Below are 12,977 nucleotides of genomic sequence, written 5' to 3' on the forward strand. Positions count from 1 at the left end.
CCCTCGTGTACGGCACCGGCGGCTTCGCCTACGGCTCCGGCAGCGCCGACCGCTCCTTCGGCGGCTACGCCGGCAACGACAGCTTCCGCACCGGCTGGGCCGTCGGCGGCGGCATCGAGTACGCCCTGCCCACCGACTCGTTCCTGAACTTCTTCCGCTCCTCGGCCGTGACGCTCAAGGTCGAAGGCCTGTACGTCAACCTCGACCGCAACACCCGCAACCAGGGCGCGTTCGTCATCAACGCCGCCAACAACTTCCCGGTCGTCTACAGCGGCATCGGCCGCCGCTCCGACGAGTTCGCCGTCGTCCGCGCCGGCCTGAACTACAAGTTCGGCTCCTACTGAGATCGACCAGCGACGGTCGGGTGCGACGCTCGCACCCCGACCGTCGCACCCGACCCGACACGCGAAGGGGCCGCTTCCCACAGGAGGCGGCCCCTTCGCCGTTCGGGCGGGCCGAACGCGACCCCCCGTCCTCGCGAGCGCGGCGGCGCGGAAGCTCGACGGCCAGCCGACGATGCGGCCGGCCCGGGATCGAGCCTCAGCCGATCGCCCAGAAGAGCGGCAGGGCGCCCGCCAGGAACAGCGCGGAGGAGATGAGCACGGCGACGCGCTCGCGATGGCGGAGGATGAGGGCGTGGGGCTGGGCGAACATGGGATGGCGGAGCTGAGGGAGCCGGATCGGAGGTGCGCGGTCACGCTGGCATCCGAACCTTGACGGATCGGGGGCAGGTCGCGTCATCCACAGGCGGTCGTCGGCGGGTGTCGCGGCCGTGCCACAGAGGCCGGCGGCAGGGCCGCCGCTCGGCGCTCCGCACCGGTACCGCGACGAGCGTTCGGTCGTCCGGGCCGTCGCCGGGGCGTCGCGGCGCGCCTCAGGCGACGGCCGAGTCGGGACGGCCGGGTGGCACGAACGTTTCGGACGCGTCGATCTGCGCGGCGAACCGCTCGATCGGCTGCGGACTGCTGATCAGGTAGCCCTGGACCTCGTCGCAGGCCTCCGCGGCCAGGAAGCGCATCTGCGCCTCCGTCTCGACGCCCTCCGCCACGACGCTCATCCCGAGGCTGCGGCCGAGCCCCAGAACCGCCCGCACGATCACCGCCGCCTGCGGACTGACCTCGACATGGCCCACGAAGGACCGGTCGATCTTGATCTTGTCGAAGGGGAAGGCCTGCAGCGTCGCGAGGGACGAGTAGCCGGTGCCGAAATCGTCCATCGCGATGGACACGCCGAAGGCCTTCAGCCGGCGCAGGATGCCGAGCGCCCGCGCCATGTCGTTGATGATCAGGGTCTCGGTGATCTCGAGTTCGAGCCGCGTCGGCGCGAGGCCCGTCTCGGTCAGGATGGCCAGCACGCGCTCGGGCAGATCCGCCTGTTGGAACTGGCGCGGCGACAGGTTCACCGCCACCTTCAGCGGGTGCGCCCAGCGGGCCGCCTCGCGGCAGGCGGCCCGGAGCACCCACTCGCCGAGCGGCAGGATCAGCCCGCTCTCCTCCGCCAGGGGGATGAAGGCGTTCGGCGGCACGAGGCCGCGGGTCGGATGCTCCCAGCGCACGAGCGCCTCGAACCCGAGAAGCCGGCCGGTGGCGGTGCTCACCTGCGGTTGATAGTGCAGGATGAGCTCGTCGCCCTCGATCGCCTGGCGCAGGTCGCGCTCCAGATCGCGCCGGGCCGCCTCGGCCGCGTCCATCGCGGGCTCGAACACCCGGTGGGTGTTCCGCCCCTCGGTCTTCGCCCGGTACAGGGCGAGGTCGGCGCGGCGGACCAGCGTCTCGCTGTCGAAGCCGTGGCCGGGTGCCCGGGCGATGCCGACGCTCAGGCCCACCTTCAGCCGCCGCTTGCCGAAGGGGATCGGCGCCTGGACGGCCGCGATCAGGCGCGCCGCCAGGGCCTCCGCGCGGGCGGGGTCGTCCGCATCGGCCACCAGCACGGCGAACTCGTCGCCGCTGAAGCGCGCCACCATGTCGTCGGCCCGCAGCACCGCGCGGATGCGATGGGCCACCGCCCGGAGCAGGAAGTCCCCGGCCGCGTGGCCGAGGCTGTCGTTGACGGCCTTGAAGCGGTCGAGGTCGAGGCACAGCACCGCGCAGGTGCCGCCGTTCAGATGCAGGTCGGCGAGCCGGATCTCGAGCCGCTCGTAGAACAGGGCGCGGTTGGGCAGGTCGGTGAGGCCGTCGTGGCGCGCCATGTGGGCGACCTGCCCCTCGGCGGCCTTGCGGGCGCTGATGTCGATCTGGGTGCCGATGAAGCGCACCGCGCGGCCGTCGGCGGCGCGCGCCACCACCTTGCCGCGCGTCATCATCCAGGCCCAGGAGCCGTCCTTGCGGCGCATGCGATGCTCGGACATGTAGGTCGGCGCCCGCCCGCTCAGGTGCTCGATCAGGGCCCGCTCGGCCGCGCCCGCATCCTCCGGGTGGAGCAGGGCCCGCCACGTCCGCGCGTGGCTCGCCAGTTCGCCGGGCTCGTAGCCCAGGACCCCCCACCAGCGGTCGGAGGACCACGCCTCCCCGGTCGTGAGGTCGCAGTCCCAGAGCCCGTCGCTGCCCGCATCCTGCGCCAGGGCGAGGCGGGTCTCGCTGACCTGCAGCGTCTCCTCGGCCCGCTTGCGCGCGGTGATGTCCGTGAAGGTCCGCACCGCACCTCCGTCGGGCAGCGGCACGGTGCGGATCTCCAGCACGGTGCCGTCGGGGCGCTCGCGCTCGTAGGTGTGGGCGCGGCACTCCAGGCCGCCCGCGGCCACCCAGCGCTGCAGGGTCTCGCTCGCCTTCCCGAACTCGCCGCGCGCGATCTGGTATTGCCGCACCGCCTCGAAGGTCGGGCGGGACCGCATCAGGTCCGGCGGCAGGTCGAGCAGCGCGAGGGCGCGGGCATTACAGACCTGAACGACGCCGGCGGCGTCGATCATCATCAGCCCCTGATCCATCGTGTCGAGAACGGTATCGAGGAGCTTCGCCTTCTCCCGCAGCGCGACCGTCCCACTGTTCATACCCGGGGATCCCAATCGTCCGCCTGGGCGAACATTCTGCTGGACGGTGCGAGGTCCCACCGGCGCGGACGGTACCATCGGGGAGCTTTCCGGATTCTTTCCGGAGGCCCGCTTTCAATCTCTGCGTGCACTTCCGGGCGGCGGATCGCGACGAGGCCGGGGCGCGGATTCCCGAGGCGCCTTGCCGGGCCTTGCCGGGCTGCCCGCGGAGCCCTCTGATAGGCGGCGCGCAGCGGGGACCGGGCCATGGCCGTGAAGCGGATCGTCACCAACATCCGGACCACGCAGGTCGAGGCGGCGCGGTCCTTCTACGCGGAGGTGCTCGGCCTGGAGGTGGTCATGGATCACGGCTGGATCCTGACCTTCGCGGCCCCCGGGATGTCGGCGACGCCGCAGATCAGCGTGGCCAGCGCGGGCGGCTCGGGCACGCCGGTTCCCGACATCTCGGTCGAGGTCGACGACTTGGCGGAGGTCCTCGCCCGCGTAAGGCGGGCCGGCCTGCCCGTGCTGTACGGCCCGGCCCGGGAGCCCTGGGGTGTGGAGCGGTTCTACGTCCGCGACCCGTTCGACCGGCTGGTCAACATCGTCGCCCATCTGGCGTGAGGCCGCGCGCGAGGCCCTCCGTGAGGCCGGGCCGGCCGCTCACTCGGCCTCGTCCCGGACGAGGGAGATGCAGGTCCGCACCATCTCCTCGAGCCGCAGGTCCTTGGTGTCCCCGATATTGGCGGTCTCCTCCAGACAGCGCATGAAGTACGCCGCGTCCAGCTTGGGCGACAGCGTGTGGAAGGCCCGGCCCATCCGGGTCGAGAAATCGATCTTGTCGGTCGCGCTCGCCCGCGGCCACAGCGAGGCCTTGTCGTCCACGGTCAGGCGGGCGGCCTTCGCCGGCAGAGTCGCGCAGGCCAGAGTCACTAAGACGATTATAAGCTTGGTCTGCATTGTAAATCTCCGATCCAGCGGCATAGAACTGCGCGACTCTTCGCAGCGGTGACGGTCGACGGACGCGCTGCTCCTGCGACTGGATGGGAGAAGCGATGCGCGCGATCCGTCTTTCCGGCCCGATCTCGGCCGGCCTCCTGGGTCTTCTGACGGCCCAGGCCCACGCTCAGGCGCAGCCCCCCGCGCAGCCCATCCCGCAGCCTCCGATCCAGCCCCAGGGACAACCCCCGATGCAGGCGCAGGACCCGGCGTCCGCCGATCCGCGGCGCAATCAGGCGGCGAAGCTCGCGGGGCTCGCCGGTTTCGTGAACCTCGAATGCCCCGGCCTGCGCAGCGATCCGGCGCGCCTCAAGCAGACCGTCGAGGCCCTGGGCGTCGACGCGGCGAGCCTGGAGACCGGCGACCTGCACCTGACCGCGACCCGCTACATCGCGGCCTACCAGAAGGACGTCGCGGCCAATTGCCGGAAGGCCGAGGCGACGTTCGGGCCGCAGGGATCGATCGTTCCCGGCCTGATCGTGCCGCGGTAGCCCCGGCCCGCTGACGGCGGTCGTCCTCACACCGGGCGCCCGTCCCGCGACAGGGCGATGCGCAGGAGGTCGGCGAGGCTGCCGGCGCCGAGCTTCTGCTTCATGCCCGAGACGACGGCCGACACGCTCCGGTGGCTCATCGACAGGCTGTCGGCGATCGCCTCGTTGGACTTGCCCGCCCCCAGCAGCGACAGCACCTGAACCTCCCGCGCGGTCAGGCGTGCCAGGGGCGATTCCAGGAGCCCGGCATTCAGCATCGCGATCTTGGTCGCGACCTCGTGCGGCAGGTAGCTGTGCCCGGCCGACACGGTCGCCAGCGCCTCGTGGAAGCGCGTCACCGCCGTGTCCTTCAGGACGAAGCCGTGCGCCCCGCCCTCGATGGCCCGGGCGACGATCACCGGATCGTCGTGCATGCTGAAGGCGAGGATCCGGGTCGCCGGCTCGAGGGCCCGCACCCGGCGGATCAGCGACAGGCCCGACAGCCCCTGGTCGCGGAAGCCCAGGTCGGTCACCACCAGCCCGGGCCGGTGGCGGTGGAAGGTGCGGTAGCCCGACACCACGTCCGCGGCCTCGTGGACCGCCCGGACGCCGGCATCCTCGGCGAGATGGCGGAAGCCGCGCCGCACGACCGGGTGGTCGTCGACGATCAGCACCGCGTCGAGAACCCGCGGGCCGTCCCGCCCCGCCGGACGGTCGGCCGAGGCCCGGGCGGCGCTCACGGCGTCCCCTCGCCGACCGGGTGCGGGCCGGCGAGGCGCGCCAGCGCGGCCGCGTGGTCGGCCCCCTGCATCCGGGCGTTGTGGTAGTGCTGGCACATCTCGCCGTAGAGGCTCTTGCGGCGGCCGCGCTCCGCCGCGATGCCGCCGAGACCGTCGAGGATCGCGCCGTAGCCCTCGCCGATGCCGGCCTCGGCCAGCATCTGGCCGAGCTGGACGGTGCGGTTGGCGATCATGCGCGGATCCTCGATGAAGCCGTCGCGGGCTCCGGCCAGCGCCGTCGCCATCGCGCGCACGCGGGGATCGTCGGCAGGCAGGGCCGTCCCGGCCTCGCGGCCCGCGAGCCAGCGGGCCGGGTCGGTCCCGTCGGTCGGCGCGAGCCAGGCCGGCAGGGTGCCCTCGGCGGTGGTGGCCACCACCGCGCCGGCCTCGTCGGCGCGCGCGTCGGCGCGCTCGTCCGCCCCGCGGTCGCAGGCGCCGAGGGCCAGCAGGACCAGCCCGGACGCGATCCCGATGCGGCCGGCACGGCTCATCGCGCGGGCTCCCCCGCCAGGACCGTGCGCGGCCCCTCCGCCACCTTGATGCGCGCCGTCTCGCGCCAGGTGGCGAGATCGATCACCGAGACGTCGTCCGAGAACCAGTTCGCCACGTAGGCAAGCGGACCGACCACCGCGATGCCCTCGGGATAGGGGCCCACCGCCACGGTGGCGACGATCTCGAGCCGGGCCGCGTCGATCACCGTCACGGCGGCGGCGTGCTGGTTGGTGACCAGGATGCGGCTGCCGTCCCCGGTGAGCGCCACGCCGTAGGGCATCCGGCCGGCCGGAACCGTGGCGCGGGCCCGCAGCGTCGCCGTGTCGATCACCGTGAGGTCGCCGCTGCGCACGTTGGCGACGTAGAGGCTCGCCTCGTCCGGTGCGAGCGCCAGGGCGAAGGGCGCCTCGCCGGTCGGGACCACGGCCACGCGGGCCATCGTCCCGGTGTCGATCACGCTGACCTGACGGCTCTCGCGGTCGGCGACGTAGAGCCGCCCGCGTTGGTCGAGGACGAGATGGGCCGGGTCGCGGCCCACCGCGGCGGCGCCCTCGACGGCGCCGGTCGCCGCGGAGATCTTCAGGACGCGGTCGCCCGACCAGTCGCCGACGTACAGGTGCGCCCCGTCCGGGCTCGCCGCGAGGCCGAAGGCCTGGCCGGGGACGGGCAGGCGGCGGGGCGGCGCGCCGGGCGCGACGACGGTGACGGCGCGCCCGTCCGGGTGGGTCAGATAGAGGCGGCCGGCCCGGTCGGTCGCCGCCGCCACCGGCGCCGGTCCGAGCGGGATCCGCCCGGCCACTTTCCCGGCCTCGATCCGCGCCAGCTCGGCCCCCTGCTGGCTGACGACCCAGACCGGGTCGCCGGCCGCGGACGCGACACTGGTCCCAGCGCCGGTCCCGGCCGCGACCGCGACCGCGAGCGTCGCGATCAGCCACAGGTGGCGCATGCGGGGCCTCAATGGGTCGTCCGGCCCTCGACGGCCGCCTTCAGGCCCTTGAGCCCGTCCGCGAAGTAGCGGTTCATCGCCGTGCGCCCGGCCTCGTCGCTGAGAGTCTCCGGCGGCTCGTTGCCGGTGTCGCCCCGGTAGAAGCGGCCGATCCACGACACTTTGGAGCCGGTCCCGTCCGGGGTAACGGTGAGCGTCGCCGAGTAGGAGGAGACGGGGAGCGCCTTCAGGTCCGGGTCGGACATCCGGTACGAGTAGGTCCGGCCGTCGGCCAGCCACTCGTCCAGCCCCTCGACCAGGGTGCCGCCGGCCTTGAGGGTCACCCGGCGGGTCGTGCCCTCGACGTTGCCGCCACTGGCCTCGGCCTTGGCCACGTCCGGGTGCCAGCGCCCGATGCCGCCGAAATCGCCCACCACCTTCCAGACCGCCTCCGGGGGCGCCTGGATGGTGATCGACTGGTCGATCTTCTGCGGCGTCGGCCCGTGGGCCAGCGCCGCGCCGGCGAGGCCGACGACGGCGAGGGCCGGGGCGAGGGCCGGAAAGAGGGCGAGGGGCATCCGCATGGTCAGGTCCTGATCGCTCCGGTTGGAGCAGGGGTTGGAGCAGGGATTGGAGCAGAGTGGCCCGCGCGCCCGCGGAGCGCGCGAAGGGCGCGGGCGAGGGGCCCCGCCAGCAGGGCCAGGAGCGTCAGAGCCAGGGCCGCCGCCAGGAGGGCGGGCCGCGGGTCGAGGCGGCCGGGCAGCGGGCGCGGCGTCGCCGCGGCGCGCAGAGGGGCGGAGAGACCGCCCGGGCCGTCGAGATGGACGTAGCCGAGGCCGGTCTCGGCGGCGAGGCGCTTCAGGTAGGGCTCGCGGACCGACGAGAGGTGCTCGGTGCCGTGGGCGGCCTGGGCCCCGAAGGGGGCGTTGCGCGGGTTGTAGCCCTCGCGGGATTCTGCGTCGGCCGGGGGCGGCCCGGAGCGGTTCTCCTGCTGGACGTCGCTCTCGCCGAGGAAACCCGTCTCGCGCCCGCGATCGTCGAAGCGCGGGATCGGCGACAGGCCGTAGCCGCCCGCGCCGACGATCAGACCGCGCACCGCGCCGGGCCTGCCGTCGAAGGTCGGGCTGCCGGAGGCGGGCAGGGGCGGCGTCTCCTGGCCGTCGGTGAGGAACAGGAGGTCGGCGTCGATCTCCCCCGCCATGGCGATCGACCGGAACAGGCCGGCCGCGATGCGGCTGTCCCCCTCCCAGGCCATGCGCGGGTCGAGGGCCGCGATGGCGCCGTCCAGCGGCGCGAAGTCGGCGCAGACCTCGACCGGCGTGAATAGCAGGAACGGCCGCCGGTCGGTGAACAGGCCGAGCGCCACCCGCGAGCCGCAGGGGAGGTCGGGCAGCGTCGCCCGAAGCGCCGCCTTGACGGTCTCGAGCCGGCTCATCGACCCGCCGGCGGCGGGATAGTCGCGCACCGCCATGCTGCCGGTGATGTCGACCACCGCCAGCACCGACACGCCGGTGCGGGTGACCGGGATCGGCGGCGCGACCAGGGCCGCCAGCGCCAGCGCGAGGGCGGCCGCCAGGGCGCGGAACCGCCCGTCGCGCAGGTTGCGGGCGACGAGGGTGGGCAGGACCGAGGGCAGGACGGGGGGAAGGACGCGCCGCGGGCTCACGGGCCGCCCCGCGGCTGGCCGGGGATGTCGGTCCAGATCTTCTTCGGCTCGGCGCGCAGCTCGTCCCCGGTCTTGCGGTCGAATTCCGGGTAGTCGCGCACGAGGCGCGAGGCGACGTCGAGGTTGTACTTGGCGTCCCAGAATTCGGGCCGGGCCTGGAGGGCGCGGCGGTAATCCTGCCGCGCCAGCGTCACCTGGGGCGCGGCCTTGTCGAGGTCGCCCCGGCCGATCAGCGCGAAGGCCTGCCGCATCCGCGCGTTGCCGATGACGTACCGCGCCCGGGCCGCCTCCCGCACCGCGCCGGCGCGGTCGAGGGCGTCGAGGAGGGGCTCGGTCTCGCCGAGACGGTCCCGGGCGGCGAGGAATCCGATCCGTGCCGCCAGGAGGGCCGGCCGCGCATCCGGCTCGACCGGCCGGTCGCGGCCCGCCTCCAGGGCGGCGATCCGGTCGTCGTCGCGCGCGGCGCTCCAGCCCGAGACGGCGAACCACAGGGCGGCGGCCGCGAGGACCAGCGGCAGCGCGACCAGCAGGGCCGGCCGGACCCGGCGCCACGCCGCCGCGGCGCCGAGGCGGGGGAGGGCGGCGCGGCGGCGCGGGGCCGGGCCGTCGAGGAGGGCGCCGGCGCTCATGCCGCCCTCCGCGCCGCCGCGCCCGCGGCCTCCGTCGCGGTCTCCGCACCGGCCGGGGCCCCCGCGAGGTCCGCCTCGGCGAGCTTGGCCACGACGAGCGCGGCGAGGCCGAGGGCGGCGAGCGCGGCGGCGAGCCCGGTCAGGTCCCGGCGCGGGCGCTCCTCGACGTAGGGGATCGGGTCCCGCTCCAGGGCCTCGATCTGCCGGATGGCGGCGGCCACCGCCTCGGCGCCCTCGGCCTCGAAGGCGCGGTAGGGCACGCCGAGGCTCTTGAAGAACAGGTCGAGATGGCGCTCCGGCGCGGCCTGGGGCGTGTCCTCGCCGGCCGGCCGGTCGGCGATGCCGGGCGATCCCTGGGTGCGCAGGAACAGCCAGTACAGGTTCGGCCGGATCCGCGCGACCGCGGCGCGCAGCTGGTCCTGGATGCGCGGGTCGATCACCGCCGCGCCGTCGGAGACCAGCAGGAGAACCCGCGAGGCGCCGACATCGATTCCGAACTGCGACAGGGCCATGCCGAGGCCCCGGCCGATATTGGTGTAGTCGAGGCCGGGCCGGTCGATGGCGGCGATCGCCGCCCGCACGGCGTCGTGGCGGTCGGTCATCGGCATGACCAGCATCGGCGCGGTGGAGAAGGCCGTCACGGCGAACAGATCGTGCGCCCGGGCGCCGACGAAATCGGCCAGCAGGCGCCGGGAAGCCGCAGCCTTCGATTCCTCGGCGCCGGAGGGCTGCCGGCCCGCGAAGGTCTCGTTCATGCTGCCCGAGCGGTCGATCAGCAGCGAGACCTGCGCGCCGATGCCGAGGCGCTCGATCCTTGCGCCCGTCCGGTAGGGGCCCGCCAGGGCCACGATCAGGCCGGCGATGGCCAGGACGCCGGCGAGCGTCAGCGCCCGGCCGAGCCAGGCCGAGACGGGATCGGCCGGGGCGGCGGCGACGGACGGCACGGAGGTCCGGCGCAGGGCCGAGCGGGCCAGCGGCAGCAGCGCCAGCGGCAGCAGCCACAGGACCCAGGGATCGGTCGCGCCGAGGCGGGCGAGGAGATCGGTCACGGCCTCACGCGCTCCGCTCCGCCGCCGCGAGCCGCGCCAGGAGCGCCTCGGCCTCGGCGCAGGGCCAAGCCGCGCGCGCGGCCGGCAGCCGGCCGCCGAAGAAGGCGAGGCGCGAGGCCTCGAAGAAGCGCGCGAGCCCCGCGGCCTGGTCCCGGAAGGCCTCGTGCCGGGCGAGGAAGGCGCCGAGATCGTCGGCCAGCACCCGCCTCCCGTCGGTCAGGTCGAGGCCCCGGTGCAGGGCCAGCAGCGCCGCCCGGTAGGCCTGATCGGGCCCGGTCCCCGCCCGCTGCCGCCGGAGCGCGCGCAGAGCCGCCGCGAAGGGCCGGCCCCGCCGCTGCCGGAACGGTCCCCAGGCCCGATCGTGCGCCAGCGCCAGCGCGGCGAGGCCCGCGAGGGCGCCGAGACCCGCCGCCGCCGCGACGTCCGGCCCGGGATCAATCCGCCCGCTCCGGCCGTCCGGGCGCAGGTACTCGGCCGGATCCTCGCGCCGCTGCGGCTGCACCTCGCGCAGGGGCGAGACGCCGAGGCTCCAGCCCGGCACCTGGACGGCCGCGGTGGTGCGCCCGGTCGCCGCCTCGCTCGCCAGCGTCAGGGGGAAGCCCGGCACCTCCAGGGTGCGGGCGTCGAGGGCGGCGTAGAAGCTCTGGTAGGTGAGGCGCAGGCGCACCCGCCGGCCGCCGGCCGCCGGGGCCTCGTCGACCGCGACGGCGCGCAGGTCGAGCCAGTAGGTCACCGGACCGGGCCGGGGCAGGGTCGCGCGCTGCAGCCGGAAGTCGGGATCGGCCAGGATCTCCACCTGCGCCTCGACCAGGTCGCCCAGGAAGATCCCGAAGGGCCGGGGGCTGCGCACCTCGACGGAGCGCACCTGCGCGGCGGCCGGGCCGGCCGTCAGGGCGAGCGGCGCGGCCATGATGCCGGCCAGGACACCGGCGAGGACGCCGGCGCGGAGGCTGGCGAAGAGGCTGGCGGAGAGGCCGGCGGAGAGGCCGGCCGGCAGGAGGGCGGGACCGCGCGCGCCCATGCTCAGGTCGTCATCAGGTGGCGGGTGAGCGCCTGGGCGTCGAAGCGCCCGGCGAGCTGGAAGACCCGGCGGGCGAAGGGCGCGGCGGCGCGCTCCAGGGCGGCGATCCGGTCCCGCTCCCGGGCGATCCAGGCCCGGCGCAGGCTCGGGCGCAGCAGGACCACGCGGCGGCCGCCGCCCTCGAGATCGTCGAGTTCGACGAGGCCGAAGGCCGGCAGTGCCTCCGCCTCGGCGGGGTCGGCGAGCAGGATCGGCACCGTGTCGTGCGGCGCCAGGGCGGCGAAGACCCGGGCGATCAGGGCCTCCGGCCAGCGGAAGTCGGAGGCGAGGAAGACGAGCTTCGGCCGCCCGGCGAGCCGCCGCGCGGCCTCGAGCATGCCGGCGCAGCCGCGCCCCGCGCGCGGCGCGCCCGCGACCCGCTCGGCGGCGGCGACGGCCGCGCCCCGGTGGCGGGTGGCGGGGAGGGTGAGGTCGTCGCGCAGGGTCTCGTCGCAGCCGATCAGGCCGAACCCGTCGCTGATCCGGGTCGCCGAGACGGCCAGCGCCCGGCAGAGATCACCCGTGAGCCGCGCCCGGTCGGCCGTGCCACGGAAGCCCATCGAGGCCGAGAGATCGATCAGGACCCAGGTCTCGACCGCGGTCCGCGCCTCGAAGCGGCGGACATGCACGCCCTCGAACGGGTCGCGCAGCGTCGCGCGCAGGTCGATGCGGCGGGCATCCGGCAGCTGCAGGAACGGCACCTGATCGCGGAACGGGCCGGCGCCGCCGGCGTCGCGCCCCCGGTGAAGGCCGGCCCGGCTGCCGCGCGGCCGCCAGCGCGGCAGGTAGACGATGTCGGCCGTGCGCGGGTCGCTCACGGCGCCGGCACCGTCTCGAACGCGGCCCGGCACAGGGCGGGCACGATCGCGCCGCGCTGCAATTCGTGGACGGGCTCGAGGAAGACGCGGTGGGCCATCACCTCGGTGAAGACCGCCCGCACGTCCTCCGGCACCAGCCACTCGCGGCCCTCCAGCCACGCCCGCACCCGGGCGGCGCGCACCAGGAAGGCGACGCCGCGCGGGGAGGCGCCCCCCTGCACCAGAGTGGCGGTGTCGAGGCCCGGGAGCCGGATCCCGGCCTCCGCGGGGCGGACCAGCGCGTCCCAGAGGGCCACCACGTAGGCCTCGATCGACGGCTCCGCGCGGACGGCGTGCTGGATCGCGGCCGCGATGCCGCCGATCCGGGCGTGGTCGAGCACGCCCTCGGCGACCGCGCCGACGAGGGCGTCGGTGTCGTGGAAGCGCGGGTCGAAGACCAGGCTCCGGCGCACCGCCGCGTCCCGGGGCGCCTCCAGCCCGATCTCCATCAGGAAGCGGTCGCGGGCCGCGGCCGGCAGTTCGAAGGTCTCCTCGCGCTCGACGCGGTTGCGGTCGGCGAAGACCTGCAGGTTCGGGAACGTGTAGGTGCGGCCGAAGGCCTGGACGCTGCGCTCGGCCATCAGCCGGAGCAGCAGGGCGTGGACCTGCGGCCGCGCCCGGTTGATCTCGTTGAAGAAGAACACCGAGAGATCCTCGGCCCGGGCCAGGACCGGGCCGGGATCGACCCGCGGCCGGCCGTCGGGGCCGAGATAGGTGTGGTAGATCAGGTCGGTCGGCATCATGTCGACCGTGCCCTCGACGCGCTCGTAGGCCCCGCCCAGCGCCCGGGCCACCGCCCGCAGCAGGGTGGTCTTGCCGACGCCGACATCGCCCTCGAGCATCACGTGGCCGCGGGCGAAGATCGCGATCGTCACGAGGCGGATCGCCCGCTCCTGACCGACCACCGCCTTGGCGACCTCCGCCTCGAAGCGGGCCGCCGCCGCCCGCCAGTCGGTGAGCATCGTGTCTCCGGAACGGAGGGTGTTCATGAGGCGGTGCCTGCGCGTGTCGATGCGGCGTGCGCTGCGGAGCGTCGCTGTGGGCCGGCGCCGCGGCGCGGGCCGGCCCCAGGACGGTCGGCTCGGT

General features: G+C 75.0%; 14 protein-coding genes and 1 pseudogene. 3 read left to right on the forward strand and 12 right to left on the reverse strand.

Going from position 1 to position 12,977, the window contains the following annotated elements:
- Positions 1-344: pseudogene (locus BMY19_RS27570) on the forward strand (porin family protein); the annotation flags it as partial.
- Positions 345-874: 530 nt separating this feature from the next.
- Here BMY19_RS27570 and BMY19_RS27575 read toward each other — a convergent pair.
- The gene (locus BMY19_RS27575) at positions 875-2,986 is read right to left on the reverse strand and encodes a putative bifunctional diguanylate cyclase/phosphodiesterase (RefSeq protein WP_100253594.1); all 2,112 of its coding nucleotides are present in this window, start codon (positions 2,984-2,986) and stop codon (positions 875-877) included.
- A 246-nt stretch (positions 2,987-3,232) separates the two neighbouring features.
- Here BMY19_RS27575 and BMY19_RS27580 point away from each other — a divergent pair, with 246 nt between their 5' ends.
- Complete coding sequence (locus tag BMY19_RS27580) at positions 3,233-3,589, forward strand: VOC family protein (protein ID WP_020096043.1); 357 nt, start codon at positions 3,233-3,235, stop codon at positions 3,587-3,589.
- A gap of 39 nt (positions 3,590-3,628) precedes the next feature.
- On the opposite strand, the gene BMY19_RS27585 is transcribed toward BMY19_RS27580, so the two are convergent.
- Entirely contained in the window at positions 3,629-3,925 is a 297-nt protein-coding gene (locus BMY19_RS27585; protein WP_234081578.1) for a hypothetical protein, read from the reverse strand.
- Between the two features lie 95 nt (positions 3,926-4,020).
- Between BMY19_RS27585 and BMY19_RS27590 the strand changes: the two genes are divergently transcribed.
- Positions 4,021-4,455, forward strand: coding sequence for a hypothetical protein (locus tag BMY19_RS27590; protein WP_100253595.1), 435 nt, complete (start codon positions 4,021-4,023; stop codon positions 4,453-4,455).
- A gap of 26 nt (positions 4,456-4,481) precedes the next feature.
- Here BMY19_RS27590 and BMY19_RS27595 read toward each other — a convergent pair whose 3' ends face one another.
- The 10 genes from BMY19_RS27595 to BMY19_RS27640 form a co-directional block, all read right to left on the reverse strand.
- A complete protein-coding gene (locus BMY19_RS27595; protein WP_020096040.1) occupies positions 4,482-5,174 on the reverse strand; it encodes a response regulator transcription factor in 693 nt (230 codons plus the stop codon).
- Positions 5,171-5,704: an MxaH protein gene (locus BMY19_RS27600; RefSeq protein ID WP_100253596.1), complete on the reverse strand. Its 534-nt coding sequence runs from the start codon at positions 5,702-5,704 to the stop codon at positions 5,171-5,173. The genes BMY19_RS27595 and BMY19_RS27600 overlap by 4 nt, the downstream gene beginning before the upstream one ends.
- Complete coding sequence (locus BMY19_RS27605; protein ID WP_100253597.1) at positions 5,701-6,651, reverse strand: YncE family protein; 951 nt, start codon at positions 6,649-6,651, stop codon at positions 5,701-5,703. The genes BMY19_RS27600 and BMY19_RS27605 overlap by 4 nt, the downstream gene beginning before the upstream one ends.
- A gap of 8 nt (positions 6,652-6,659) precedes the next feature.
- The gene (locus tag BMY19_RS27610) at positions 6,660-7,214 is read right to left on the reverse strand and encodes an SRPBCC family protein (protein WP_056529798.1); all 555 of its coding nucleotides are present in this window, start codon (positions 7,212-7,214) and stop codon (positions 6,660-6,662) included.
- A gap of 2 nt (positions 7,215-7,216) precedes the next feature.
- Positions 7,217-8,296 carry a vWA domain-containing protein gene (locus BMY19_RS27615; RefSeq protein WP_100253598.1) on the reverse strand — a complete coding sequence of 360 codons (1,080 nt, stop codon included), beginning with the start codon at positions 8,294-8,296 and terminating at the stop codon, positions 7,217-7,219.
- On the reverse strand, positions 8,293-8,925 hold the full coding sequence (locus BMY19_RS27620) for an MxaK protein (protein ID WP_091928522.1): 633 nt from the start codon (positions 8,923-8,925) through the stop codon (positions 8,293-8,295). The genes BMY19_RS27615 and BMY19_RS27620 overlap by 4 nt, the downstream gene beginning before the upstream one ends.
- On the reverse strand, positions 8,922-9,974 hold the full coding sequence (locus BMY19_RS27625) for a vWA domain-containing protein (RefSeq protein ID WP_100253599.1): 1,053 nt from the start codon (positions 9,972-9,974) through the stop codon (positions 8,922-8,924). The genes BMY19_RS27620 and BMY19_RS27625 overlap by 4 nt, the downstream gene beginning before the upstream one ends.
- A 4-nt stretch (positions 9,975-9,978) precedes the next feature.
- The gene (locus tag BMY19_RS27630; RefSeq protein ID WP_100253614.1) at positions 9,979-10,884 is read right to left on the reverse strand and encodes a nonribosomal peptide synthetase MxaA; all 906 of its coding nucleotides are present in this window, start codon (positions 10,882-10,884) and stop codon (positions 9,979-9,981) included.
- Between the two features lie 113 nt (positions 10,885-10,997).
- Positions 10,998-11,852 carry a DUF58 domain-containing protein gene (locus BMY19_RS27635; RefSeq protein ID WP_100253613.1) on the reverse strand — a complete coding sequence of 285 codons (855 nt, stop codon included), beginning with the start codon at positions 11,850-11,852 and terminating at the stop codon, positions 10,998-11,000.
- Positions 11,849-12,880: an AAA family ATPase gene (locus BMY19_RS27640; RefSeq protein ID WP_026605375.1), complete on the reverse strand. Its 1,032-nt coding sequence runs from the start codon at positions 12,878-12,880 to the stop codon at positions 11,849-11,851. The genes BMY19_RS27635 and BMY19_RS27640 overlap by 4 nt, the downstream gene beginning before the upstream one ends.
- Between the last annotated feature and the right edge of the window lie 97 nt (positions 12,881-12,977).

This window comes from Methylobacterium sp. UNC300MFChir4.1 (assembly GCF_900110155.1).
GTDB lineage: Bacteria > Pseudomonadota > Alphaproteobacteria > Rhizobiales > Beijerinckiaceae > Methylobacterium.

What these genes read in the sequence shown, in the direction of transcription:
- BMY19_RS27575 (WP_100253594.1), bottom strand. Translation starts at nt 2,986, where the DNA reads ATGAACAGTGGGACGGTCGCGCTGCGGGAGAAGGCGAAGCTCCTCGAT.
- BMY19_RS27580 (WP_020096043.1), top strand. Translation starts at nt 3,233, where the DNA reads ATGGCCGTGAAGCGGATCGTCACCAACATCCGGACCACGCAGGTCGAG.
- BMY19_RS27585 (WP_234081578.1), bottom strand. Translation starts at nt 3,925, where the DNA reads ATGCAGACCAAGCTTATAATCGTCTTAGTGACTCTGGCCTGCGCGACT.
- BMY19_RS27590 (WP_100253595.1), top strand. Translation starts at nt 4,021, where the DNA reads ATGCGCGCGATCCGTCTTTCCGGCCCGATCTCGGCCGGCCTCCTGGGT.
- BMY19_RS27600 (WP_100253596.1), bottom strand. Translation starts at nt 5,704, where the DNA reads ATGAGCCGTGCCGGCCGCATCGGGATCGCGTCCGGGCTGGTCCTGCTG.
- BMY19_RS27605 (WP_100253597.1), bottom strand. Translation starts at nt 6,651, where the DNA reads ATGCGCCACCTGTGGCTGATCGCGACGCTCGCGGTCGCGGTCGCGGCC.
- BMY19_RS27610 (WP_056529798.1), bottom strand. Translation starts at nt 7,214, where the DNA reads ATGCGGATGCCCCTCGCCCTCTTTCCGGCCCTCGCCCCGGCCCTCGCC.
- BMY19_RS27620 (WP_091928522.1), bottom strand. Translation starts at nt 8,925, where the DNA reads ATGAGCGCCGGCGCCCTCCTCGACGGCCCGGCCCCGCGCCGCCGCGCC.
- BMY19_RS27630 (WP_100253614.1), bottom strand. Translation starts at nt 10,884, where the DNA reads ATGGCCGCGCCGCTCGCCCTGACGGCCGGCCCGGCCGCCGCGCAGGTG.
- BMY19_RS27640 (WP_026605375.1), bottom strand. Translation starts at nt 12,880, where the DNA reads ATGAACACCCTCCGTTCCGGAGACACGATGCTCACCGACTGGCGGGCG.